The organism is Rufibacter sp. JT20002 (assembly GCF_056491185.1).
Genome location: NZ_JBSZJY010000001.1, coordinates 2,056,907 through 2,081,573 on the forward strand (window position 1 = coordinate 2,056,907; position 24,667 = coordinate 2,081,573).

Below are 24,667 nucleotides of genomic sequence, written 5' to 3' on the forward strand. Positions count from 1 at the left end.
CAGAGGGTGGCGCCTTTTTTGTTTTGAACCTGATTTTTACAAAAAAGGCTTAAAGCGAGCAGCTTCATAGGTGGTAAACACCAGTGCCTTTTCCTTAACTCATCGGCCCTTTCCTCAGTTACCGCACAACTTTCTTGCTTTCCTCCTGAACATGAAGTAAACTTAGAAGTGCAAATCTTTTTGCGCTGAGAAATTCTCGCTTACCTAACAAACAAACCCTTGAAAAGACGTGATTTTATAGGACTGACCGCTATGGGCGTAGGAGGGCTGCTGCTTTCCAACGTCCCAACGTTTGGTCACGAGATTGATCCGGCCCGCGCCTTGGAAACCGTGGACGTGGCCCTGAAAAAGCGCTTGGCCGATGTGGCTCTGAACGCCGCTAAAAGCAAAGGCGCCACTTACACCGATGTACGCATTGGCCGCTACCTGGCCCAGAACGTGTTTACCCGCGAGAAACAAGTACAAGGCATCAGCACCACCGAGAGCTACGGTGTGGGTGTGCGCGTGATCGCCAACGGTACCTGGGGTTTCGCGGCTACCTCAGACGTGAGCGACAAAGGCGTTGCCAAAGCTGCTGAGCAGGCCGTGGCCATCGCCAAAGCTAATTCCAAGCTGCAGAAAGAGCCGGTACAGCTGGCCCCGCAGCAAGGGTATGGAGAGGTTTCCTGGAAAACACCCATAAAACAAAATGCCTTCGCAGTCCCTGTTTCTGAGAAAGCCGATTTGCTTCTGGCCGCCAATGCCGCCGCCCTGGCCAACGGAGCAAACTTCGTGAATTCGGCCTTGTTTCAGATAAACGAGCAGAAATACTTCGCCTCTACCGATGGCTCTTACATTGACCAGGACATCCACCGCATCTGGCCCAACTTCACGGTAACCGCCGTGGACAAAGCCTCTGGCAAATTCAAAACCCGTGATGCCCTGAGTGCGCCGATGGGCATGGGCTACGAGTACCTCACCGTGAAAGCGCCTACCATGAAGGGTCCGGAAGGAATCGGTCTTACCGGCTACGACAAATACTTTGATATGGTGGCTGACGCTGGTCTGGCGGCCAAGCAGGCCCGCGAGAAACTGACGGCTAAATCGGTGATGGCGGGTAAATATGACCTGGTGTTAGATCCGAATCACCTCGGCCTAACCATCCATGAAAGCGTGGGTCACCCCTTGGAACTGGACCGCGTGCTGGGCTACGAGGCAAACTACGCCGGTACTTCCTTCGCTACGCTGGATAAGTGGAAAACCAAGAACTTCCCATACGGCAGCAAGCACGTGAACATCTTCGCCGACAAAGTGCAGCCGGGTTCTCTGGGTGCGGTAGGCTATGACGACGAAGGCGTGAAAACCAAGCGTTGGGATTTGATCAAAGACGGCGTGCTGGTGAACTACCAAGCTACCCGCGACCAAGCGCACATCATTGGCGAGAAAGAATCACATGGCTGTTCTTACGCCGATAACTGGAGCTCGGTGCAATTCCAGCGCATGCCTAACGTGTCATTGGCCCCAGGCAAACAGAAACTGAGCGTAGACGACATGATCAAAGGCGTGGACCGTGGTATCTACATCGCGGGCCGTGGCTCTTACTCTATTGACCAGCAGCGCTACAACTTCCAGTTTGGCGGTCAGCTGTTTTACGAGATCAAAGGCGGCAAAATTGTTGGTCCGCTGGAAGATGTGGCCTACCAAAGCAATACTCAGGAATTCTGGAACTCCTGCGCCGCTGTCTGCGACGAGAGCGATTACCGCATGTTCGGGTCGTTCTTCGATGGCAAAGGCCAGCCCAGCCAGGTAAGCGCTGTTTCGCACGGCTCAGCCCACACCCGCTTCAACGGAGTAAACGTGATCAATACAGGTCGTAAGATTTAAATTAGAAATGAAGTTGGCGAGATTATATCGACATAGAAAGTCGTGTGCCTTGCTACCCCATACGTGATACAGACCAATGGCAATATTAAGTAAAGATCAGGCGCAGGCGCTGCTGAAAAAAGCCCTGAGCTATTCCAAAGCCGATGAGTGCGAGGTAAACCTCACCGGCTATAAAGGGGGTAACATCCGTTACGCCCGCAGTACCGTGTCTACCAGCGGCGAGGAAGAAAACATGTCCCTTGCCGTAGAAGCCCGCTTCGGGAAACGTTCCGGCGTGGCCACCATCAACGAGTTTGACGATGCCTCGCTGGAGAAAGTGGTGCGCCGTGCCGAAGAGGTAGCCCGCATTGCCCCGGAAAGCCCGGAGTACGTACCTATGCTCGGGCCGCAGAACTACCTGCCCAGCAACGCCTGGTTCAAAACCACCCACGACATAGATCCTGAATACCGCGCCAACGCTGCCGCTAAAAGCATGCAGCTCGCCGATAGCAAAAAACTGACGGCAGCTGGTTTCTGGGAAGACCGCAGTGGCTTCAGCGCCAAAATGAACTCCAAAGGTCTGTTTGCTTACAACCAAAGCTCAGACGTAGATTTCTCCGTGACCATGCGTACCGCCGATGGGACCGGATCGGGCTACGTGACACGTGATGTGAGCGATGTTTCCAAGCTGGACACCGCTGCTGCTTCTGAGATTGCAGCGCAGAAAGCCTTAGGCTCTATGAATGCCAAAGCCATTGAACCTGGCAAGTATACCGTGATCCTAGAGCCCACCGCGGCTGTGGATTTGCTGGAAAACATGTTTAGAAGCATTGATGCCCGTAACGCAGAAGAAGGCCGTTCTTTTCTGAGCAAGCCGGGCGGCAAGACCAAACTGGGCGAGAAGATGTTTGACGAGCGCGTAACCATCACCTCAGACCCTACTAACCCCGAGATTCCTTCCTCCACCTGGTCCGGTGACGGCCGTCCGCACGAGAAAGTGACCTGGATTGACAAGGGAGTGGTGAAGAACATGTCGTACTCCCGTTTCTGGGCTGAGAAAAAAGGCGTAAAAGGCTTGCCTGCCCCGGGTGGTTTCATCATGGCCGGCGGAAACCAAAGCCTGGACGACCTCATCAAAGGCACTCAGAAAGGCATTCTGGTCACGCGCCTGTGGTACATCAGAGCCGTGGATCCGCAGACCCTGCTCTACACCGGCCTTACCCGTGACGGAACTTTCTACATTGAGAACGGCAAGATCAAGCACCCCGTGAAGAACTTCCGTTTCAACGAGAGCCCGGTGATCATGCTCAACAACCTGGAGGCCTTGGGTAAACCGCAGCGCATCGGTGGCAACCTGGTGCCCCCTATGAAGATCAGGGACTTCACCTTCACCAGCTTGTCTGACGCGGTGTAGTCGCGCCTGAATGTTTTTCCCGCTTTTGGCCTAATTTCAAGAATATAGGTCAAAAGCGGGATTTTACTTGTCTATCCTAAAGCATTCTGATTGCTGTGCCAACTATTTTAAGAATATTAGGATTCAGGTTCTTCTTTAGTAATGAAGGTTCTGAGCCTCCTCATATCCATGTGGAGAAAGCGGAGGCTTATGCTAAGTTCTGGCTTTCTCCTGTTGAATTGGCAAGTTCTTACCAGTTCAATGCAAAGGAACTGAATGAACTACGTAAATTGGTACAAGAACATAAGTCTCTGTTTGAGCAAAAATGGCATGAATACTTTAGTTAAGCACACTACTCCTCAAGCTCAAAAGGTTTGGTTTACCGATGCCAAGATGTATGTTCTTCTTTCGGATGGAAGAGAATTGGGAGTGCCTTTGGAGTGGTTTCCGATTTTGAGAGACAGTACAGAAGCGCAACGGATGAATTGGCGCCTGATTGGTAATGGCATTGGTATCCACTGGGAGGACTTAGACGAAGACTTATCTATTGCGGGTTTACTCTAGTTTCTAAGTTCTTCATGCCCGCTCCCTTCACCTTCGTACGCCTGCAATACCGCTCCGGCAACTGGGATACCGACCAACGGATGCCCTCCAACCTGCTGCACTCACTGGTAGAGTACACCACCGTGCCTATAGTGGAGCAGGAAAAGGTCATAAGCCTGGAAAGCACCGAATTGTTCCGTTATCCGTTCTGTTACCTGAGTGGCCACAAGTTGGTGCAGTTTAACGCGAAAGAAAGAGCCAACTTTGAGCGCTACGTGAAGAACGGTGGCTTCGTGTTCGTGGATGACTGTAACCATGACATAGACGGGTTATTCGCGCGGTCGTTTGAGGAGCAGATGCGGGTGTGTTTCGGGCCGAAGGCGCTGAAGAAAATTCCCAACAACCATCCTATTTACCGTTCCTTTTTCAAATTTGAGGAAGGTCCGCCTACCACCTCCTTTGAGCTCAACGGCTGGGGCGATGACCTGGTACACGACTACCTCAAAGCCTACGAGGTGAATGGCCGTATAGCCGTGCTCTACAGCAACAAAGACTATGGCTGCGAGTGGGACTATGACTTCCGGAACAAGCGCTGGCTCGCCGAAGACAACACTAAGTTTGGGGTGAATATTCTGATGTATGCGCTTACGAGTTAAGTTCGTTTTCGGGCTTTATTCGTAATCCGTAGCCGAAAACGCACAATAAGTGGAGATGTTCTTTCACTAGTTTTTCACAAACTCCTTTCTTGGGTCAGGCATTTTGGCGTGCAAATCTTCTAGAAATCGCTGATCTAACCCAACTTCTCCCTTTGCTTTAGATTTGTAAAGATAATCCCAGGCGCTAGAATATTCTTTCTTCATATACTGAACCAACGCGTGGGAATAGAGCACAAATGCATTATCAGGACTTTGAAGCAGTCCTTTTTGACTTGCAAACGCTGCGTTTTCCAAGTATTGTGCTTGCCCTGATTCCTCGTATTTGGAGAAATAAGTGAAAATGATGTCGCATGAAAGTTGGACATCGGAAGAATCCAAGGCATATGCCTTCTGCAAATGGACTAAAGCATCATCATAATTTTCCAACATTCCGCAGATAAGACCAAATCCCCAAAAAGATTTAGCATTGGTGGAGTCTAAAAGCCATGCTTGGTTAAATCTGAACATAGCAGTTGCAAAATCGCCTTGTTGAAAATACTGCCAGCCCCGGTCAGAGAAATACTTACTGTTTTCGGCTCTGGTTCCGCCGCCTTTATCTACCGCTGCTAGAAATTTTTTATCCAAGGCCAGCAGATTTTTTGGCTTTGATTTACCGCCGTACATGGGCAGGAGATTGATTTGCTTTTCACCTCGTTTCTGCCATTCTTCCCATGCTTTTGACTGTGCCTGAACTTGAGCCAAAGTAAATAAGAATAGCATAAAACAGAGGAAGCTTTTCATGGAGTGGTGTAGTTTATAGTTATCCTGAAGATACAGAAAATATCCTTTTATGGAATTGTATGAATGGACAGGTTAATTGTACTCCGCTGGCGCGAGACTCCGGCTCGTGTCCGCACGCATTTCAACCCATTAGTTTGTTTAGCAATGTGAAGACACGAGCCAGAGTCTCGCGCCAGCGTAGGAGTAGCCAGTCGCTTTTTACCTGATTTCCTGAAAACAAACCAAAATCGGAAAGGCAAATTCAAGAACAATCGCTTACTTACTGGTTCAAGTAGTATCGTTTAGCTTCCGCCCCACGTGACCCCACAAGACGTAACCCAACTGTTAAGCAAACTGCCGGCGCTTCGGCAGGAAATAAGTAAAATCATTGTAGGCCAGCAGGAAGTGCTGGACGAGGTGCTCATCACCCTGTTAGCTGGTGGTCACGGACTTCTGGAAGGCGTTCCTGGCTTGGCGAAAACGCTGCTGGTGCGTACGCTGGCCAGTGCCGTGGATTTGCCGTTCCGCCGCATTCAGTTCACGCCAGACCTTATGCCCACCGATATTCTGGGCACCGAAGTTCTGGAGGAAGACCATACTACCGGCAAGCGCTTTTTTCAGTTCAATGAAGGCCCCATCTTCGCCAGCATCGTACTGGCCGATGAAATCAACCGGACGCCGCCCAAAACACAGGCGGCGCTATTGGAGGCCATGCAGGAGTTTGAAGTAACCTATGCTGGAAAAACCTACCCGCTGCCCCGTCCTTTCTTCCTGCTCGCCACCCAGAACCCCATTGAACAAAGCGGCACCTACCCGCTGCCGGAGGCGCAGTTAGACCGGTTCCTGCTCTACATTAAGATCAAGTACCCCACAGAACTGGAGGAGATCTCGGTTCTGAAAAACACTACCGGCGGCAAACGGGAAACGGTACAACCTATTCTTTCCGGACCTGAGATTCTGGCTTTGCAAAGTCTCGTGCGCGAAGTGACAATTTCTGATGATTTAGTTTCCTATGTTGCGCGTGTAGTACGTGCCACCCGCCCCGCTGAAAGCCCGGTGCCGTTTGTACAGGAGTTCGTGCGTTGGGGCGCCGGTCCGCGCGCTGGGCAAGCGCTCATCCTTACTGCAAAGGCCCGAGCCCTGTTGCAAGGCCGTTTCGCAGTAACCCTGCCAGACCTGCAGACTATGGCGTATCCGGTACTGCGTCATCGGGTGCTCGTAAACTTCACCGCCGAGGCAGACAATATCACTACAGACAAAGTGGTAGAAGAACTGCTGAAAGGCGTGGAGATGCCGAGGGAGGTTTTAAGGTAAAATAATCAAGAGGTATACACCTAGCCATTCCCAACTTTGTCATCTTAGAAAGATCTTGTGAGTAAGCGGTAGTAGTGCTTATTCAAAGTCTATCTAGTTTGCCCACAAGATCTTTCTAAGATGACAGAAAGACAAAGGGCTTTTTACTTTACCATTAGACATTAACTATGCCCCATCGCCTCCTCAACCCGCAAACGTTCGCTGCTATCAAAGACCTGCGCCTCATTGCCAAGGCGGTGGTAGATGGGTTTCTGCTGGGCCATAACCAGAGCATCAGGCGGGGAGCGGGGATTGAGTTCAGTCAGTACCGTAGCTACCAGCCCGGCGATGATCTGCGGCAGTTGGATTGGAAGATGTTCGCGCGCTCAGACAGGTACTACATCCGGGAATCGGAGGTGGACAGCAGCGTGGCGGTGCGGTTTGTGGTAGATGCAAGCGGTTCTATGGCGCACCAGGATGGAACGCTCACCAAGCTGGATTATGCCCGCTATTTGGTTGCTTCGCTTGCATACCTAGCGGTGCAGCAAGGTGATGCTGTAGGCTTGTTTGTGTTACAGGAAGAGCAATTGGTGCAGCTCGCGCCGCAGCAGTCCAGCCAGCATTTGCAGCGATTTTTCCATCAGTTAGAGCAGGTGAAGCCTAATGGGGCATTCCCGGCACCAGACCGTTTAGCGCCTGTTTTTTCGAAAAAGCGGCAGAAAGAGATTACCGTGCTAGTAACGGATATGTACGAGCAGACTTCGGAAATCTCGGAAACGCTGCGCAAGATTGGAGCCCGCGAGAGAGATACGCTCTTGTTTCACCTCATGGGTAAAAACGAGTTGGAGTTTACGTATCAGGGACAGATTGCTTTCCAGGATCTGGAAACGGGGCAAACACTTCAGGTGAGCACAGAAGCCCAGCGGACCGAGTACCTAACACGTCTGCAGGAGTGGCTTGGAAAGCTAGAGGCAGACACCCGCAAAAGGCAGATCCATTACGAACGGTTTCACTTGCATGAGCCACTAGACAAGGCTCTACGGGCATTTCTGATGAGCCGGGCCAGGCAATAGCGGAGTTTCTAGTCGTGTTTTTTGAAAACGGCCTGAAAACAACCTGCATTTTCCATCACTAAAAGGCACAAAAAACCTGTCCCGTTTACCGGCTCTCTTCAGGAAAAGAGCCGGTAAACGGGACAGGTTAAAAGAGGCAAAAGAACCTATTTCAGTTTAAAGACATCGTCTTTCAGGTTCTTGTTGATCTCCACGCTGTTCACGGTAGAGGAAATCACCTGAGAGCCAATGTGCAGGTCAATCTGGTGCGGGAACTTAATGCCGTTTACCTCGCGGTAGTCTTTCAGGTCAGTGGTTTGGTTGGCGGTGCCTACCGAGGTTTGCTCTGTTACCACTTCACGTATTTTCAAACCGGTTTCCTTGTCAAAGTAGTGGTACGTCTTCTTGCCGCTAGGTAGGGTAAGCTCCAGTTTGTAGGCTTCGCGGCCTTCTACTTTCTCCACCTGGTTCAGGGCCAGTTTCACACCCAGTTGGTCATAGTTCAGGAAGCTCATCCAGATGTCTAATTTCTGGTCTTGTAACTCCACAGGGGTCATCTCTTTCACTTGGCCTTGAGTGATGATGGTGCCTTTGGAACCGTTGATGGCCACGCGGTTGATCTGGTTCTCGCCGTAATTAACCGTCAGCAAAGACTTGTCTGCGCCTTTCTGCTGGATGGTGACCGCCAGTTGGGCGCCGGGCACCTTCATGGTACGCTTAATGGTCAGGTCTTTTACTTTTTCCACGTTGGCTTTTCCGCCAATGGCGTTAATATAGGCTGCCAAAACGGTTTGCACGTTCACCCCAGCCGGAAGCGACATCAAAGGAGCATCGGTTTTCTCTCCAAAGGCATTGAAGTAAGCCACGGGCTGGTTCGCGTTGAACCGTTTCAGTTTATCGGCGATCTCCCGGGCGTTCCCAATGGCTACCAGGTGGGCTTTCTCTGGCTGCAGGTATTGCTGGGCCACCCGCTGGATATCGGCTGGAGTAACCGCGGCTACGTTCTTCAGGTAGTTGGCGTAGTAGTCTTTAGGCAGGTTATAGCGCGCCGTGTTGATGGCGAACATGGCTGCCGTCAACGGATTCTCCAAAGAACGTGCGAAGGAACCAGTGATCATGTTCTTCACCTTCTGCAACTCCTCGTTTGAAACGGGTTCTTTGCGCAGACGGTCCATCTCGTACATGATCTGGGTGAAAGCGCTGTCGGTGACGGTGTTTCTAACGCTGGCAAAGGCGCTGAAGCGACCCGAGAGGCGATCAGAAGACAGGGATGAGTTGGAGCCGTAGGTGTAGGCGTGCTTCTCGCGCAGGTTGGCATCCAGACGGGCAAAAGATCCGCCCAGAATGTTGTTCATCAAGCTAGCGGCAATGGCATCGGGGCTGCCCGGTTTCAAATCCACGGCGTACGTCACCGAGATATTAGATTGCACTGAATTAGGCCGGTCTACAATGGCTACTTGGTTTCCGGTTAAAGCAGCCGGAGCCGGGAACGTGCCTTGTTTTACATCGGCTTTCTTCCATTTGCCAAAGTATTCTTTCACCAGCTTCTTGGCGTCTTTGGGCGTGATGTCTCCTACAATAGCCAGGTACCCGATGTTAGGCCTGAAGTAAGTGTTGTAGTACTGCTGCACATCGGCCAGGGAAATGTTGCCTACGGTTTTCTCCGTGATGACCTCTCCGTATGGATGGTTCTTGCCATAGAGAAGTACCTGCTGTACGTTTGATTCAATGGTAGCCGGATCATCTTTAGACGACACCAGGTTAGAGGCCATCTGCTTCTTGAATTTGTCTAGCTCCTCCTGCGTGAATTTGGGGCGTAACACCACATCGGCGGTAAGCTCCAGCAGTTTAGGGAAATGTTTCTTCAAGCCTGAGGCCGAGAACCCAGTAGAAGTAGTGTTCAAAGAGGCTCCGATAAAGTCAATCTGCTCGTCTAGCTGGTCTTTGGAACGCGTGGTGGTACCGGTGCGCATAAGGTAGCCAGCGGCCCCGGTTAAACCGGCTTTGTCGCCTTCCAACACAGGGGCGCGGTCCAGTACCAAACTCATGGCCACTGTGGGCAGATTGTGGTTTTCCACCACATACACTTTGAGGCCATTAGAGAGCTCGAAGTATTCGTATTTGCCTAGCTCAATGGTAGGTGCCGGACCCGCGGGTGGCGGCGTTTGCTTGGTGGTTTGGGCTACCCCGCCAAAAGAGACAGCCAGCGCCAATAAGAAAATGGAAATATATTTTTTCATGGAGATTGAATGAATAAGGGAAAGAAAACCTGCTTATCTGGCCTGAGACGCTTTCGGCAAGTAATGCACCACAGCACGGTTCTCTTTAGTTAAATACTTCTTGGCTACCCGGGTGAGGTCATCTTTGGTCACCGCCAGAATCTTGTCTAGCTCGGTGTTGATGAGGTTGGTGTTGCCATAAAGGGCATGGTAAGACGCCAGCTTCTCGGTGCGGCCTTCCAGGGTGGTCAACCCGCTGATGTAATCGGTCTCCATCTTGTTGCGAAGCTTCTGGAACTCCTGATCAGAAATGGCTTCGTTTTTCACGCGCTCAATCTCGGCATCCATGGCGCGCTCCAGGTCATGCACGTCTACGCCCACGTTGGCAATACCTAAGTTGATGAACAACCCCGGATCTTCCAAGGACACCGGAATAGAAGCTACGGTTACCGCTTTCTGCTGCTTGTCAACTAACGCCTTGTTTAGGCGGGAACTTGGTCCTCCGGAAAGCAAGGTGGTAAGCATGTTGATGGCGTAAGAATCCTCAGAGCCCTGAGCCGGAATATGGTAGGCCTGCACTACCGCCGGTAGTTGGATGTTGTCAAACACCACTTTGCGGCCTTCCTCTACCTGCGCTGGTTCCACTACCGAAGGGCGTGGAATCGGAATGGTGCCTTTCGGGATTTTGGCGAAATACTGCTCCACCCAGGCTTTGGTCTGGTTGATGTCCAGGTCGCCAGCAATGGTGAGAGTGGCGTTGTTCGGCACGTAGAACGTCTTGTAGAACTGCTCAAACTCCCGGGCAGAGGCTCTGTCTATGTACTGCGCCGATCCGATGGGCACCCAACGGTACGGATGCACCGAGTAGGCCGTCGCGAAGGTGTTCTCCAGCAGAGTGCCGTACGGACGGTTGTCAATGGTTTGTTTTTTCTCTTCTTTCACCACCTGGCGCTGCGTCTCAATGCCCTGAGGGTCAATCTTAGCAGCGCGTAAACGATCGGCTTCCATCCAAAGGCCCAAAGCCAGTTGGTTAGAAGGCAAGATCTGGTAGTAGTAGGTGCGGTCAAAAGAAGTATTCGCGTTCACCGCCCCGCCTGCACTCTGGATCATATTGATGTACTTGCCGCGCTCCACGTTCTCTGAACCCTCAAACATTAAATGTTCAAAGAAATGCGCGAAACCGGTGCGGTCGGCGTTCTCGTTCTTGGAACCTACGTGGTACATCATGGTCACGGCTACCGTAGGAGTGGTTTTGTCCTGGTGCAGGATCACGTGCAGACCATTGGGCAGGTCATATTCCGTGAACTCAATTTTGTTGCTCTGTGCGGCCGCCGTTAAGCTGGCACCCAGCAACAGGGTACTCAAAATCTTACGTTTCATTCAAAAAGCGTTAAAATAGAAAGGGTCGTTTGTTTAGTATGGCACGTTTTTGGAGTGTTTTCCAGTAAACATCCTTAAAATTAAGGCAAATTTTTCATAAACGGTTCCATATGCCTGATTGCCTACCAGATAGTTCTTGTTTTTTTGGCAGGTCATTAAACCAAAGGATCGTAATGACCTCTAATCTGTAAACCCATTTAGTAACCCTATAGTATGAAAACCCTCCAAAAATTAACCAAGCTTGCTTTTCTATTTGTAGCATTGCTGGCCAGCACATCGGCGTTTGCCCAGCAGACCCAAACTTCCCAGGGCCAGGGACGTGCCCGACTTTCTTCTGAAGAACGTGCCCTGATGCAACTGGAGCGCTACCAGAAACAGCTGGACCTTACCCCAGACCAAGCTACTAAAATCAGAGCCATTGTGATAGAGTCAGCGCAGGAAATGGACAAGATGCGGGCCGCTGGCGGGCGTCCTGACCGGGCTGCCATGCAAGCCGAAGCCCAGAAACGTGCTTTAGAAATCAACGCTCTGCTAACCCCAGCCCAGCAGGAGAAGTTTGCCAAGATTGTTGCTGAGCAGCTGGAAAGAGGCCAGGGCGGCGGCCAAGGCGGTCCGCGCCGCGTTAAAAGCCCCGGCGATATTTAGTCGATTTATTGGATGAAAAGCTCAAAAGCCGGAGAAACCCTCCGGCTTTTTTGTGTCTGTTGGTGTAGTGAATGGTAGGGGAAACCTCCATGCCATCACGTATTCCTTCAATCACCCTCGCTTGCCATTCCCTGGAGAAGCTCCTATCTTACAGGAAGATTCCACCGCTGCCCGCTACTTCTATGAAATGGATGAAAGCCATTGCTGCTGTTCTCATGACTGTTCTTGTCGTCTATGCCCTCAACCGAACATTCGGTGTAGTGCCGGCCTTGGGGCCTTTTCTGAGTCCCTATGAAGGGTTCTGGCGCAGCGGGAGCGATGACGATTTCACCTCAGAGGAACTGGCGTTGGAAGGATTGCGGGCCCCGGTTCAGGTGAGGTTTGATTCTTTGCGGGTACCGCACATCTTCGCGCAGAACGACCATGACCTGTACTTTGCCCAAGGCTATCTCACGGCCAAAGACCGCTTGTGGCAGATGGAATTCATGACGCACGCCGCCGCCGGAAGATTGTCTGAAGTGGTGGGAGACCGTGCTCTGGAGATGGACCGCTTCCAGCGCCGGATGGGTATGGTGACCGCTGCCAAGAAGTCATTGGCGAAAATGGCGGCAGACCCACAGACCCGGGCCGTGATGGAGGCTTATACAGAAGGGGTGAACGCCTACATAGGCCAACTCGCCCCGCACGAATACCCTTTTGAATACAAGCTGCTGCACTACACCCCAGAGAAGTGGAGCCCGCTGAAAATTGCGTTGCTGCTCAAGATGCTGGCCTATGACATGACCGGGCACTCAGATGACTTGCGTATGACCAACAACCTGCGCAAATATGGCGCTGCAGTAGTGCAGGACCTGTTCCCTGATTACCCTTTCCGCGAAGAGCCTATTGTGCCGGTAGGAAGCAAACCAGATTTCACGCCGCTTCCGGTACCACCCACCCCGGCCGAGTTTGTGGCGGGCATGGCCTTTCATACGCTGGAACGTCAGCGGCCCGAGAACCTGGGCAGTAACAACTGGGCCATCACGGGTAATCGTACCGCTAATGGGTATCCTTTATTAGCCTCAGACCCGCACCTGAACTTAAGTTTACCCTCTATCTGGCACGTGGTACAGCTGCATGCGCCGGGCATCAACACCTACGGCGTCACTATTCCGGGGGCACCGGGCGTGGGCATCGGGTTTAACGAACACATTTCCTGGGGTATGACCAACGTGGGCGCCGATGTCCTGGATTGGTACGAAATCAGATTCAAAGACCAAAGCCGGCAGCAATACTGGCACAACAACCAGTGGAAACCCGTGCGCCGCGTGGTGGAGAAAATCACCGTAAAAGGCGGTCAGGACATTTTGGATACGGTGCTGTACACGCACCACGGCCCGGTGGCCTACTTACCTGATGAAACGCCTTTCCGGAGTGGCAGCACGCCCATTGGCCACGCCTTACGCTGGATTGCCCATGACCCGCAAAACGAGCTGAAAACCCTGGTTCAGATTAACCGAGCCAAAAACTACCCCGAGTTCCGGCAAGCCTTAGCCACCTGGGCTGCTCCGGCCTTTAACTTCGTGTACGCCGATGCACAGAACATTGCCATTGTCTCCAACGGGCAGTTTCCGCTGAAATGGCAGGGGCAAGGCAAGTTTTTGCTGGATGGCTCCAACCCCGCGCATGACTGGCAAGGCTGGATACCCATGAATCAGGTGCCGCAGGTGCTCAATCCCCAGCGTGGTTTCGTGAGTTCTGCGAACCAGACGCCGGTGAGCCCGAAGGATTATCCCTATTACCTCGGCTCCAGCTTTGCCGGTTATGAACGCAGCGCCCGCATCAACCAGCGCCTCTCCACCATGACCCAGGCCACCCCAGACTCTTTCCAGCTCATGCAAATGGACAACTACAGCTTTGTGCCCAAGAATGTGCTGCCCACCATGCTGAAGTTAGTAGACAAGACGGCCCTTTCCGTAACCCAGAAAAAGCATTTTCAGGTTTTAGCTACCTGGGACTATCGCTATGACACAGATAAGATAGCTCCCTCGTTGTTTGAGGAATGGTGGCAAGCGCTGGCCCGCGCCATTTGGGTTGATGACTTTCCGCAAGAGAAATTCAAAGCCCCTGCCCGCGACCGTCTGGTGCAGATGCTTCTAGCTGAGCCAAATGCCCGCTGGTATGATGACGTGACCACTCCACAAACAGAAACGCTGGCTGGCTTGGTAAACACCACCTTTAAAGAAGTAACCGATAGTCTGGGTGAAGGAGGCAAGAAATGGCTCTGGGGCAATGCCCGGGATTCGCACATCCGGCACATGGCGCAGCTTCCCGGCTTCGGACAGCAACTGTATGCCGGCGGAAGTGCCAACTCCATCAATGCCCTTTACAACAGCCACGGTCCGTCGTGGCGCATGGTGGTGCAGATGGGGCCGCAGGTGCAGGCCTGGGGCGTGTACCCCGGCGGGCAGAGCGGAAACCCCGGCAGCCGCTTCTTTGACAATATGCTCAATGACTGGCAAACTGGTAAACTGCATCCCTTGTTGTTTCTGCGCTCGGCTCATGACAGACCTGCTGCGACATCCGTCACCTGGACTCTAACCAAAAACTAACCATGCTCTTCGTCCTTATTCTTCTCGTTAGCCTCTTGGCCCAGTTCTTTCTGCCGTGGTGGAACATTGCCGTGGTTTGTTTCGGGTTAGCCTTCTGGAAAGCGCGCTATGGTGGGCATGCATTTCTATCCGGGTTCTTAGCCATAGGCGTTACGTGGCTCAGCGCAGCCCTGTTCTGGCACCTGGTCACTGGCGGTATTCTAAGCAACCGCGTAGCCGCTATGCTCACCGTGAACTCTCCCTGGATTTTGATGTCGGTTACCGTGGTCATCGGCGGAATTGTAGGTGGTGTGAGCGCCCTGTCGGGCTACTTGGTGCGGCGGTTGTGGGTGTAAGCTTGTTTAAGGCTTGTTTTGAGGAAAACAGGCAAAACCCCAGAAGATTCTTATTATAGAGCATGGAAATTAAGCTGCATGCTTTTACTCCGCAGCACCCACTTCTTCAAAAGCATGTCGCGTATTACTGTTTTTTGAAGATTCATTCCTCAGGCTATCAAACCAAGTAGTATGCCTTCACTTGCAGGTCTTGTATGAAACAGATTGGAATAACCCTTCTACTCCTCTTGTTGCCGGTGTTCTCCTGGGCCCAAGCACAACTGCAACCGTACCGCCTTTCTGCTCAGCTTCAGACGCAGGTGGCCACGGACACCGTACCTTGGAAACACCAGAAAGCAGCATGGGACTACACCTACATGGGCGACTATTTCAAAGCATTACAAACCTGGGATGCGCAGTACCCCACCATGAACCACAAGGTCACCGCTCAGGACAGTGCCATCTTTGCCGCCTATACTGCTAGAAACGCGAAAGAATACTTACTCACCCGAGCTGCCAAAGAGCAGCTGTTCATCATCAATGAGGCGCACCATAACCCTCGGCACCGGGTCTTCACCCAATCGCTCCTGGCGGACTTGTACAAGCAAGGCTACCGATACCTGGGCTTAGAGGCCTTAGGCCAGCATGACAGTCTCATCACCCAGCGCGGCTACCCTACCCTTGAAAGCGGCTATTACACCAAAGAACCGCAGTTTGGGAATCTGATTAGGGAGGCCATTCGGTTGGGCTACACCGTCTTTGGGTATGATGCCGAGGGGAATGGCAAGGAGCGCGAGATTGGCCAGGCCCGCAATATCCAACAAGTGCTTCAAAAAGACCCAAAAGCCAAAATGATCATCCACTGCGGCTTTGACCATATAAACGAAGGTTCATCTCAAGCGTGGGAGAAGGCTATGGCAGGTAGGCTGAAAGAGTTTACCGGCATAGATCCGTTCACGGTAGACCAGGAGGACTACACAGAGACAAGTGCCGCCCGCTATGATTCACCTTTCTTCCAACTATCTCAGCTATCCTACCCGGCTGTATATGTCCGCAAAGACAATGGACAGCTTTTTACCGGCACCAATAATAACCGGCAGGTAGACGTAGCGATGGTACACCCCAAAACCAAATTAGTAAACGGCCGACCAGACTGGATTTGGATGGATGGAAAGCGGAAGCCCTACAAAGTGTCGGCAGATAAAATAACAGTGGATTTCCCATGCCTCGCCTTAGCCTACAAAGTTGGAGAAAGTGAGCAAGCGGTACCAATAGACGTGGTGGAGTTCAGTAACCGTACTTCGGTTTTACCTTTGGCTTTGCCTAGAGGCGAGTACCGGCTGGTGCTCCGTGACGGAACAGACAAAGCCCAGGAGTTTCGGGTGAAAATCAAGTAGTAGCAGTACAACCCAAATTGCCGTTTTGGGCATGTTTCCTGTATGACAGGCCAAAAATGGTAATTATCTATTTTTATACGGAAGGAATACTTGAATATCAGCTTTCTGATAACTCACGAATTCCTAATTTGCTGAGGTATCAACAGACCTTGCTTCGTCTACCTCGTCATTTTGATCTTTCTAGCCGTTCTCCTCAGAATTCTCTCTAACCCATTTGCAAATGTTTTCCAGAAGCAACTTACTGCATCGGGTAGCTTGCCTTTACTGGTCAATTTCAATACTTATTTCCTGCTGAGTATTCTTTGCCTCGTTCCTGCAGTGGGCATCAATTGGCTCGCTTTACCTCTGGGCTTTTGGGGTTATTCGCTTCTGGTGGGTTTGTTTGGGGCCTTGGGGAATGGTTTTTTGGTAAGGGCACTGCAAACCGGAGACCTATCGGTGCTGGGGCCGGTGAACGCGTACAAATCAGTAGTGGGGTTGCTGGCAGGCATGGTACTGCTGGGCGAGTTCCCCAATATTTGGGGCGTGGCCGGGATCGTGCTCATCATTGGCGGAAGCTACTTTGTGCTGGACACCACAGAAGAGAAGTTTTCCTGGAAGCTTTTAAAGCAGCCTAGCATTCAGTTTCGGTTGTGGGCCATGGTCTTTGCGGCCATAGAGGCGGTGTTCATCAAGAAAACCATTCTATACTCTTCTCCCACCGTTTCTTTTATCAGTTGGTGCTGGTTTGGGGCCTTGTTCTCGGCGGTGGTGACGTTTTCAGGGAAAACCCATCGGGAGCAGTTTGCCCATGAATTTACCGCGGATAAAATGAAGCGGTACGCACTGCTGGTCTTCTGCATTGGGCTGATGCAGTTCACCACCAACTACACCTTTGAGCAGATGCCAGTAGGGTATGCGCTCTCCTTGTTTCAACTCTCCACCTTGGTAAGCATCGGGCTGGGCTACCGGTTTTTTCAAGAATCCAACATCCTCAAGAAAACCTTCGGGGCTATCATTATGGTAGCGGGCTCGGTCATGATTATCCTGCTCAAGTAGTCCTGAGTTCTGAGTCTAGAGTTCTGAGGCATTTTAACTAAATTGAAGGGCTCTCGGCCGTCTTGATGTTTTCGCCCTGTTTTCTTAAAAATCGCCTAAAACAGCTACTTCACCTCAACTCAGAAATCAAGACTCAGAACTATTTCAGATTTTTTTGAAAAAAAACTGAAATCCGCTGTAATGACTTCCGCACTCAGTCGTCTCTGTTATTGAATGGACTTACAAGAGTTTAAAACCAAGGTACTCCCGGCTAAGCAGAAGCTGTACAGAATGGCGCTCTTCCTGTTGCAGAACAAGGAGGAGGCCGAGGATATCTTGCAGGATGTTTTCCTGAAACTCTGGTCAAACAAACACAAGCTCCACGCCTACGCCAGCATAGAGGCGTTTGCCATGAGCATCACCAAGAACCTGTGCCTGGACAAAATCAAAAGCCGCAAGAACAAGCACATGGTAGATGTGGTAGGCATGGAGCTGGACTCAGCGGAGGCGAACCCGTACCAGCGCTACGAACTCACCGACCAGGTGAACAAGGTGCAGGAGCTGCTGCAACTCTTACCTGAGCAGCAGCGCCTGATTCTGCACCTGCGCGATGTGGAAGGCTACGGGTACGAGGAGATAGAGCAGGTGACGGGAATCAATGTCAATGCCATTAGAGTGGCGTTGAGCAGAGCCCGGAAAAGTGTGCGAGACGGACTTCTAAAGATGGAAAATTATGCAGTTTGAGCAAGTAGAAACCTTACTGGAGAAATACTACAACGGCGACACGTCTTTAGAAGAAGAAGACAGACTGAAGGAGTTCTTCCGGCAGACCAAATTGCTGCCAGACACCCTGAAGCCCCACGCCGTGCAGTTTCAATTTTATGCCCAGGAGCAGGACGTGCAAATAGATAAGTTTTTGGCAGATGACTGGCTGTTTGAGAAGATAGAAAACCCTGCGCTGTCGGCCGATGGTGGTATGCGGGAGGCAAAAGAAACGAATTTTTTCAAGATGTACTCCTGGCAGATAGCCGCCAGCATTAGTCTGCTCCTTGTGGCGTTCTGGGCCGGGAATTACTTTAAGCAGACCACTGCTGTGCCCGCCAACAATGCGCCGGTAGTAGCCCTGCAGCAGCAAACACCAGAAGTGAAACAAGAGGCGGAAACGCTTGCGCCCGTAGAAAATCCGGTGGCCACGCCTGCTGCCCTAAGCGAGGAGCCTAGAGTTGAAGCCTTTCCTTCTGCCAGAAGACAATCGGTAAAACCCGTGCTGGTGGCTACTTCCACCGTCAGAAGTGCCTCGGCGAGTGACCGGCTACAGTTGGTGACCCAAGGCCTGAAAACCGAAGGGCTCACGCCGCAGGAAAACAAGAAGATCATCAAGCTACTGGTGAAAACCATGAACCAGGACGGCAACCTGAATGTGCGTCTGGCCGCTTGTGAGGCACTCTATCAGTTCAAAGATCACAAGGAAGTGCGCAAGGCGTTCATTCATGCACTGGGCACCCAAACCGAGCCGCTCATGCAACTCACCCTCATTGAGATGGTGGTCAAGATGAAAGAGGCAAGCGCGGTGTCACAGCTGGAGATGCTGATGCACAAAGAAGACCTGTTACCCATTGTAAAATACAAAGCACAAGAGGGCCTTGGAACCCTTATCTAACCACGCATATACGTCTACTTTTATGAAAAAACCAATTGTACTGGCATGGGCGCTGCTCATGCTTACCGGGAACTGCCTTGTCTCTGAAAAAGCAAACGCCGCCACTAGTTCATCAAATATAATCGGAGCACAAGACGGCCCTGGTAAAGCCGAACTGCGCACCTACAAGGTGAAACTGGGCAACAGCAAAGACGCCCGCGTGCAGTTTTCCATGTTCAACAGCAACGTGAAAATTGTAGGTCACTCCGGCGACGAGGTCATCATTGAAACCAAGGATTACAGCGCCCCGCCCAAGCGCGCCGAAGGCCTGAAGGCCCTCTACAACCAAGTGGAGGATAATACCAATCTGGGTTTATCGGTTACCAAAAACAGCAATATCCTCTCCATCACCAAAGCTTCGAGGGTAGACGCAGATTATGTCATCAGAATTCCTAAAAACGCTGCCGTAGTGTACAAAGAAATTAACTGGCAAGGAAGCGAGATCTCTATTTCAGATGTAGACGGAGAAATTGAACTGAAACTCAATAACTCAGAAGCAACCTTGACCAATGTCTCAGGACCAGTAATCGCCAACAACACTAGCGGTGCCATTAAGGTGGTTTTTTCTTCTTTGAACCAGAGCAAGCCCAGCGCTATCTCTACCGTGAGCGGTGACATAGACATAACCTTGCCGGCCAAGGATAAAGCCAACTTCAAACTGAACTCCATGCAAGGCGAAATCTACACCGATTTTGACATGGAGTTACAGCGCGAAAAGGGCGATGAAGATGAAAAAGAACTAGCCTTGATTGGCGGCGGCGGGAACATTGCCGGCAAAGTGAACGGCGGAGGAGTGCAAATGAGCATCCAGACCATCTCCAGCGACATCTTCATCCGGAAAAGAAAATAATCTTATAGGTATCTAACCAACTCCTTATGAAAAAAGTATTGTTGATGGCCCTGCTGCTGTGGGGCGCAGGGGACCTCTATGCCCAGAAGAAAACAGTGGAGAAAACGCTGGACATGCCGGCCTCCAAGAAAGTGCACCTGAACCTGAAGTTCGGGAACGATGTAAAGGTGACCGCCTGGGATAAAAAAGACGCGTTCGTGAAGGTGACCTATGAGATAAACGGCGGCAAATTAAACCAGGCCCTGCTGCTCACCTTCACTCCCGGCAAAGACCAACTCAACGTCATCGCTGATCTGGACGAAAAACTCCTGAAGAACAGCACCTATGAAGGCGATTGCGCAGATGGTGCCACTACCAGCTTCGGGAATTACGAGAACGGGAAAATGAAAAACGGCGTTTGCACCCGCATTGACTATGAAATCTTCCTGCCCCGTGACGCCAATCTCTCTCTGGAAACTATCAACGGCGACATTGAGCTGCGCGGCTTCAGCGGCAAGGTCAATGCCAAATCCATCAGCGGTTTTGTAGACATGGATTGGTCTAACCAGAATGGCGCCACGGTGGCCTTGAAAACCATCACTGGTGAAGTTTACTCAGACCTGGCCATCAATCTCACCGAGAAGCAGAAAGAGACGCCCATGGTAGGCTACCAGCTTAAAGGCAACGTGAACAACGGCGGCCCCACCATTCAACTGGAGACCATCAGCAACAACATCTACTTCCGGAAAAAGAAATAAAGGTTTTAGGGCTACTTTCAAAGAGGTAGCCCTAAAACTAGATCACCTGGGAAAAGGCGTAGGGATAATTCTTGTGGTTGTCCTGACCTCTCCAGCCTGTCCATCTCCCTCTTTAAAAAACATTCACATGTTAAGGGTAGCCTTAAGGGTTGTCCTGACCAGGAAGAACTGCCTCCGGAAAGCAATTCTTCCTTCGGAAACCTCTCCTCTCGTTTTAAGCCGATATCCTGAAAACAGGCTTTAAACGGGCTTCCAATCCTCCGGCGCGTTACGCCTTCTTCTTTCTATCCTCCAATCATATTTAATATTCTATGAAAAAAAGAGCCCTCTTTTTGCTGGGACTGCTATGCCTTTGCCTTTCTGGGTGGGCCCAGGTCACGTCACAAACCCAACCCGAAATTACTGGTAAGCTATCTGGAACGCTGGTGGACTCGCTTACGGGCAAACCCCTTGAACATGCCACAGTGGCGCTTTTCAGGAAAGGAACTGCTCAGCCGGTAGACGGTACCTTAACCGATCACCTGGGTGGGTTCACCTTTGCCAAAGTTCTTCCCGGCGAGTACGAGCTTCAAGCCAGTTCTCTGGGATATAGGACCAAAACGATAAAGGGTCTTTCGGTCTCTCCTCAGGAACCAGACGTGAACGTGGGCCAGGTGCTATTAAGCCCGGCGGTAAACAAGCTGCAGGAAGTGACGGTGGTGGGGCAGAAACCTTTGCTGGAAGACAAGATAGACCGCCTGGTGTACAACGCCGATCAGGACATCACCAACGTGGGCGGCAACGCCACCGATGTGCTCCGGAAAGTACCGTCGCTCTCCGTGGATGCGGATGGCAATGTGCAGATGCGGGGCTCCTCTAATGTGCGGGTGCTCATCAACAACAAGGCCTCCACCATCATGGCCACCAACCTAGCCGATGCCCTGAAGCAGATTCCCTCAGACATGATCAAGAGCGTGGAAGTGATTACCAGCCCCTCGGCCAAATACGATGCCGAGGGTACCGCCGGTATCATCAACATCATTACCAAAAAGAACAAGCTGCAGGGCATGAACGGCAGTGCCGGCCTTACGGTAGGTACCCACAACAACAGCGTGTTCAGCAACCTGGGAATGCGTTCTGGCAAAAGAGGCGTGAACCTAAATCTGAGCAGCTTTCGGTATGCTATTCCCAAAGGGTACGGCATGTACCGCAGTGAGAAAGCGGAAGGAGAAGACATCATTACCCGGCAGACCGGCGATGGGCGGGTGCACGGCGGTGGCGCCTCGGCCCAGCTGGGGTTTGAGTATGACCTGGATTCCCTAAACCTGTTCTCAGCCGGTATCAAACTAAACACGGGCCGTTACCGCGGGAACAGCGCCCAACTCACCACCACTAGCGCCCCGGGGCCTTTGCAACTGATCCGCAACAAGAGTAACTTCAAGAATGCGCCTTTGGGAACAGATCTGAACCTGGACTACACGCGCATCTTCGGGCCACAGCAGGAACTGGCGTTATTGGCCCAGTTTAGCCAATCTGACCTAGAAAACTTCATAGACCAGGACCTGTTCAACGAGGTAGACCAGCAGTACTACCTGCAACGCAATACAAACCAGAACATGAACCGGGAGATCACCCTGCAGGCAGATTACGGGCAGCCCTTCGGAAAGAAAGCTCTGCTGGAGGTGGGCGCCAAGGCTATCCTCCGCAACGCCGAAAGTGACGCGCAGTATGACATCAGGTACCCGCTGGAGAACCGCGAGGTGCCCGGAGAAGACGTCTTCCGCTACCAGCAGCACGTGATGGCCGGGTACCTCTCGTATAATCTCACTTTGGGTAAGAAATATAGCTTTAAATCAGGCATTCGGTATGAGCAGACTCGCCTCCAGGGCGATTTCACCAGCACCAATACCTTCCTGAACGAGACGTACCATAACGTCATTCCTTCCTTCACCTTTTCCCGTACTCTCAAAGAAAATCACACGGTTAAATTCAGCTATACCCAGCGCCTTCAGCGGCCGCATATCTTCCTGTTGAACCCATACCGTGACACCCGTGACCCTAAAAGTGTTTTCTTCGGGAACCCCAAGCTGGATCCTGAACTCACCCATCTGTATGAGGTAGGCTACAGTACTTTCTTCAAGACCAGTTCTGTGACCACCGCTGTCTACCTGCGGCAGATAGACAATGCCATTCAGCAGGTGACCTTAGGCATAAACGAGGGAGTGGCGCAGAACACGTTTGAGAACGCGGGCAAGCTCCTGAGCTATGGCCTCAACGTGTCTGGCTCTACTAAACCCGTGCCTGCGGTAAGCCTTAACGGAAACCTGAACGTGTACTATAACCGCCTGCAAGGCCTGGGCACTCAGAACACCGGGTGGCAGTATAACCTGGATGTAACCTCTGGCTATGAAGTAAGGAAAGGCCTTACCGTTCAATTTTCCGGTGGCTTCAACTCGCCCCGGGTTACCTTGCAGGGAAAAGCATACTCATGGCAATCTTACAGTCTGGCAGTGAAGAAAGACCTGTTTGAGAAGAAAGGCAGTCTCACCCTGGGCGTGAACAATCCGTTTACCCGGTCCATCAACTACGGCGCCGAGACCAGGACGGAGACCTTCACCCAGATAAACGAAAACCGAAACTTCAACCGGGCACTGCGGCTCAGCTTTGAGTACAAATTTGGCCAGCAGCCAGCCGGCAAGGCTCCGCGCAAGAAGAAAAGCATCCGCAATGATGACCTGAACCAGGGGGGATAGGTTTGTTTGATGCCACTTTTACAGAAAACTGCCTTAAAACCGAAGCGCATGCCGGGTTTTAGGGCAGTTTTTCTCAAATTGGCTTCCAAACAAATTAAGGCTTTCTGCTCATGTCCTTTGCCCTCACCAACGGTACCATTTATACCGGCCATACCATTGCCCACCAACACGCCCTTTTGTTTGAAAAAAGCCAGATTACTAGGGTAGTGCCCGAGGACCAGATCCCTGCCGATGCCCAGGTGTTGGATGCCAACGGTGGGATCATCTGCCCGGGCTTTGTGGATCTGCAGGTGAACGGCGGTGGCGGGGTGTATTTCACCCAATACCCCACGGTAGAGAGTTTGCACACCATCCGGGATGCGCACCTGCAGTTTGGCACCACCAGCTTCCTGCCCACGGTTATCTCCGCGTTTCAGGACACTATTCTGGAAACGATCTCCGCGGTGCGCCGCGCCATGCAACAGCAGCCCAGCATTTTTCTGGGCATGCACCTGGAAGGACCGTATTTCAATCCGTGCAAAGCCGGTGCCCACGACCCCTCCTGCATCAGGGCGGCGACGCACGAAGAACTGGATGTACTGCTGGCCGCCGGGAAAGAGGTGATCACTTACTTGACGCTGGCACCCGAATGCGTGGAGGAAAGCGTACTGCAACGATTGGTGGAAAGCGGCATCATTCTTTCGGCGGGGCACAGCTTGGCCACCTATGACCAGGCCATGCACTTCTTCCGGAATGGGGTAACTGCCGTAACGCACCTGTATAATGCCATGAGCGGGATAGACACCAAGCAACCCGGTCTGGCCGCTGCTGCCTTGGATTACGGCCAAGCCTGGACCGGTATTATCGTGGACGGCGAGCATTGTCATCCAACGGCGGTACGCTTGGCGAAGAAGATGCTGGGCGAGAAACTCCTGCTCATCTCAGACTGCGCCGCGTGCGTAGGCTCTGACATTCCGTTCACTGATTTCGGGAATTTCAGGGCCTATTACCGCAACGGCCGCTGCGAAACCGAAGACGGGCGATTAGCAGGTTCGGCTTTGACCATGCTGCAGGCCGTGCAGAATACGGTGAACATGGTAGGTTTGGAGATAGACGAGGCTATCCGGATGGCGACGCTGTATCCGGCACAGGTTCTGGGATTGGAGCACAAAGTAGGGCAATTAGTACCCGGAGCCGCCGCCAACGTGTTAGTGCTGGACCAGGAACTTGCTTTGCAGCAGGTGTGGGTAAATGGAGAAAAAGTATCCTTACACCAGAAATAAATTAGAAGCATTTAAGAATGACTTTCTCCAAAACTGATTCAAGTACTTCCCTAATCCCTTTTCATAAAAGAAAACGAGTGGCAAATAAGACTGTTTACTACTTGATGAGGTAGGATTCTAGCCTTCAGTAAAGGGCTCTAAATCAAGGCTAACAAATCTCAAGCTTGTATATTACTTTTTTACTAATAAATTGAGCTGATCTTCTGGTTGAACAAAGAACCGTTCACCTTGATATTCAGCTATTGCAGTCGCTTCATTGGGTCCTTTCTTTTCCTATGATGAATGA

Annotated in this window: 21 protein-coding genes; 18 read left to right on the top strand and 3 right to left on the bottom strand. The window is 51.7% G+C overall.

Going from position 1 to position 24,667, the window contains the following annotated elements:
* Nucleotides 1-219 precede the first annotated feature (219 nt).
* The 5 genes from ACW9SV_RS08220 (at nucleotide 220) to ACW9SV_RS08240 (ending at nucleotide 4,434) form a co-directional block, all read left to right on the top strand.
* Nucleotides 220-1,863 (top strand): TldD/PmbA family protein, encoded by a 1,644-nt coding sequence (locus ACW9SV_RS08220; RefSeq protein WP_479556255.1) that lies wholly within the window; start codon nucleotides 220-222, stop codon nucleotides 1,861-1,863.
* Between the two features lie 76 nt (nucleotides 1,864-1,939).
* Nucleotides 1,940-3,256: a TldD/PmbA family protein gene (locus ACW9SV_RS08225; RefSeq protein ID WP_479556256.1), complete on the top strand. Its 1,317-nt coding sequence runs from the start codon at nucleotides 1,940-1,942 to the stop codon at nucleotides 3,254-3,256.
* Nucleotides 3,257-3,426: 170 nt separating this feature from the next.
* A complete protein-coding gene (locus tag ACW9SV_RS08230) occupies nucleotides 3,427-3,582 on the top strand; it encodes a DUF4160 domain-containing protein (RefSeq protein WP_479556520.1) in 156 nt (51 codons plus the stop codon).
* On the top strand, nucleotides 3,566-3,799 hold the full coding sequence (locus ACW9SV_RS08235) for a DUF2442 domain-containing protein (protein ID WP_479556257.1): 234 nt from the start codon (nucleotides 3,566-3,568) through the stop codon (nucleotides 3,797-3,799). Before ACW9SV_RS08230 ends, ACW9SV_RS08235 begins: the two co-directional genes overlap by 17 nt.
* Before the next feature lie 14 nt (nucleotides 3,800-3,813).
* Nucleotides 3,814-4,434, top strand: a complete 621-nt coding sequence (locus tag ACW9SV_RS08240; protein ID WP_479556258.1) for a DUF4159 domain-containing protein — start codon at nucleotides 3,814-3,816, stop codon at nucleotides 4,432-4,434.
* Nucleotides 4,435-4,500: 66 nt separating this feature from the next.
* On the opposite strand, the gene ACW9SV_RS08245 is transcribed toward ACW9SV_RS08240, so the two are convergent.
* Nucleotides 4,501-5,214 (bottom strand): tetratricopeptide repeat protein, encoded by a 714-nt coding sequence (locus ACW9SV_RS08245; protein WP_479556259.1) that lies wholly within the window; start codon nucleotides 5,212-5,214, stop codon nucleotides 4,501-4,503.
* Between the two features lie 297 nt (nucleotides 5,215-5,511).
* Between ACW9SV_RS08245 and ACW9SV_RS08250 the strand changes: the two genes are divergently transcribed.
* Nucleotides 5,512-6,507 carry an AAA family ATPase gene (locus ACW9SV_RS08250; RefSeq protein ID WP_479556260.1) on the top strand — a complete coding sequence of 332 codons (996 nt, stop codon included), beginning with the start codon at nucleotides 5,512-5,514 and terminating at the stop codon, nucleotides 6,505-6,507.
* Nucleotides 6,508-6,674: 167 nt separating this feature from the next.
* Nucleotides 6,675-7,559, top strand: coding sequence for a DUF58 domain-containing protein (locus ACW9SV_RS08255; protein ID WP_479556261.1), 885 nt, complete (start codon nucleotides 6,675-6,677; stop codon nucleotides 7,557-7,559).
* 146 nt (nucleotides 7,560-7,705) lie between these two features.
* Here ACW9SV_RS08255 and ACW9SV_RS08260 read toward each other — a convergent pair whose 3' ends face one another.
* Nucleotides 7,706-9,778, bottom strand: coding sequence for an insulinase family protein (locus ACW9SV_RS08260; protein WP_479556262.1), 2,073 nt, complete (start codon nucleotides 9,776-9,778; stop codon nucleotides 7,706-7,708).
* 33 nt (nucleotides 9,779-9,811) lie between these two features.
* Nucleotides 9,812-11,137 carry a M16 family metallopeptidase gene (locus tag ACW9SV_RS08265; RefSeq protein WP_479556263.1) on the bottom strand — a complete coding sequence of 442 codons (1,326 nt, stop codon included), beginning with the start codon at nucleotides 11,135-11,137 and terminating at the stop codon, nucleotides 9,812-9,814.
* A 213-nt stretch (nucleotides 11,138-11,350) separates the two neighbouring features.
* On the opposite strand from ACW9SV_RS08265, the gene ACW9SV_RS08270 reads away from it, so the two are divergent.
* From ACW9SV_RS08270 to nagA, 11 genes are all read left to right on the top strand, one after another.
* Complete coding sequence (locus tag ACW9SV_RS08270; RefSeq protein WP_479556264.1) at nucleotides 11,351-11,782, top strand: hypothetical protein; 432 nt, start codon at nucleotides 11,351-11,353, stop codon at nucleotides 11,780-11,782.
* 89 nt (nucleotides 11,783-11,871) lie between these two features.
* Nucleotides 11,872-14,373 (top strand): penicillin acylase family protein, encoded by a 2,502-nt coding sequence (locus ACW9SV_RS08275; RefSeq protein WP_479556265.1) that lies wholly within the window; start codon nucleotides 11,872-11,874, stop codon nucleotides 14,371-14,373.
* Nucleotides 14,374-14,375: 2 nt separating this feature from the next.
* Complete coding sequence (locus ACW9SV_RS08280; RefSeq protein ID WP_479556266.1) at nucleotides 14,376-14,708, top strand: hypothetical protein; 333 nt, start codon at nucleotides 14,376-14,378, stop codon at nucleotides 14,706-14,708.
* A gap of 194 nt (nucleotides 14,709-14,902) precedes the next feature.
* Nucleotides 14,903-16,084: a hypothetical protein gene (locus ACW9SV_RS08285; protein ID WP_479556267.1), complete on the top strand. Its 1,182-nt coding sequence runs from the start codon at nucleotides 14,903-14,905 to the stop codon at nucleotides 16,082-16,084.
* A gap of 171 nt (nucleotides 16,085-16,255) precedes the next feature.
* The gene (locus tag ACW9SV_RS08290; RefSeq protein ID WP_479556268.1) at nucleotides 16,256-17,122 is read left to right on the top strand and encodes an EamA family transporter; all 867 of its coding nucleotides are present in this window, start codon (nucleotides 16,256-16,258) and stop codon (nucleotides 17,120-17,122) included.
* A gap of 213 nt (nucleotides 17,123-17,335) precedes the next feature.
* Entirely contained in the window at nucleotides 17,336-17,845 is a 510-nt protein-coding gene (locus ACW9SV_RS08295) for an RNA polymerase sigma factor (RefSeq protein WP_479556269.1), read from the top strand.
* Complete coding sequence (locus ACW9SV_RS08300) at nucleotides 17,835-18,761, top strand: HEAT repeat domain-containing protein (RefSeq protein WP_479556270.1); 927 nt, start codon at nucleotides 17,835-17,837, stop codon at nucleotides 18,759-18,761. Before ACW9SV_RS08295 ends, ACW9SV_RS08300 begins: the two co-directional genes overlap by 11 nt.
* 22 nt (nucleotides 18,762-18,783) lie before the next feature.
* The gene (locus tag ACW9SV_RS08305; RefSeq protein WP_479556271.1) at nucleotides 18,784-19,650 is read left to right on the top strand and encodes a DUF4097 family beta strand repeat-containing protein; all 867 of its coding nucleotides are present in this window, start codon (nucleotides 18,784-18,786) and stop codon (nucleotides 19,648-19,650) included.
* Between the two features lie 26 nt (nucleotides 19,651-19,676).
* The gene (locus tag ACW9SV_RS08310) at nucleotides 19,677-20,387 is read left to right on the top strand and encodes a DUF4097 family beta strand repeat-containing protein (RefSeq protein WP_479556272.1); all 711 of its coding nucleotides are present in this window, start codon (nucleotides 19,677-19,679) and stop codon (nucleotides 20,385-20,387) included.
* A 311-nt stretch (nucleotides 20,388-20,698) separates the two neighbouring features.
* On the top strand, nucleotides 20,699-23,119 hold the full coding sequence (locus ACW9SV_RS08315) for a TonB-dependent receptor domain-containing protein (RefSeq protein WP_479556273.1): 2,421 nt from the start codon (nucleotides 20,699-20,701) through the stop codon (nucleotides 23,117-23,119).
* A 110-nt stretch (nucleotides 23,120-23,229) separates the two neighbouring features.
* Complete coding sequence (gene nagA / locus ACW9SV_RS08320; protein ID WP_479556274.1) at nucleotides 23,230-24,381, top strand: N-acetylglucosamine-6-phosphate deacetylase; 1,152 nt, start codon at nucleotides 23,230-23,232, stop codon at nucleotides 24,379-24,381.
* Nucleotides 24,382-24,667: the final 286 nt, after the last annotated feature.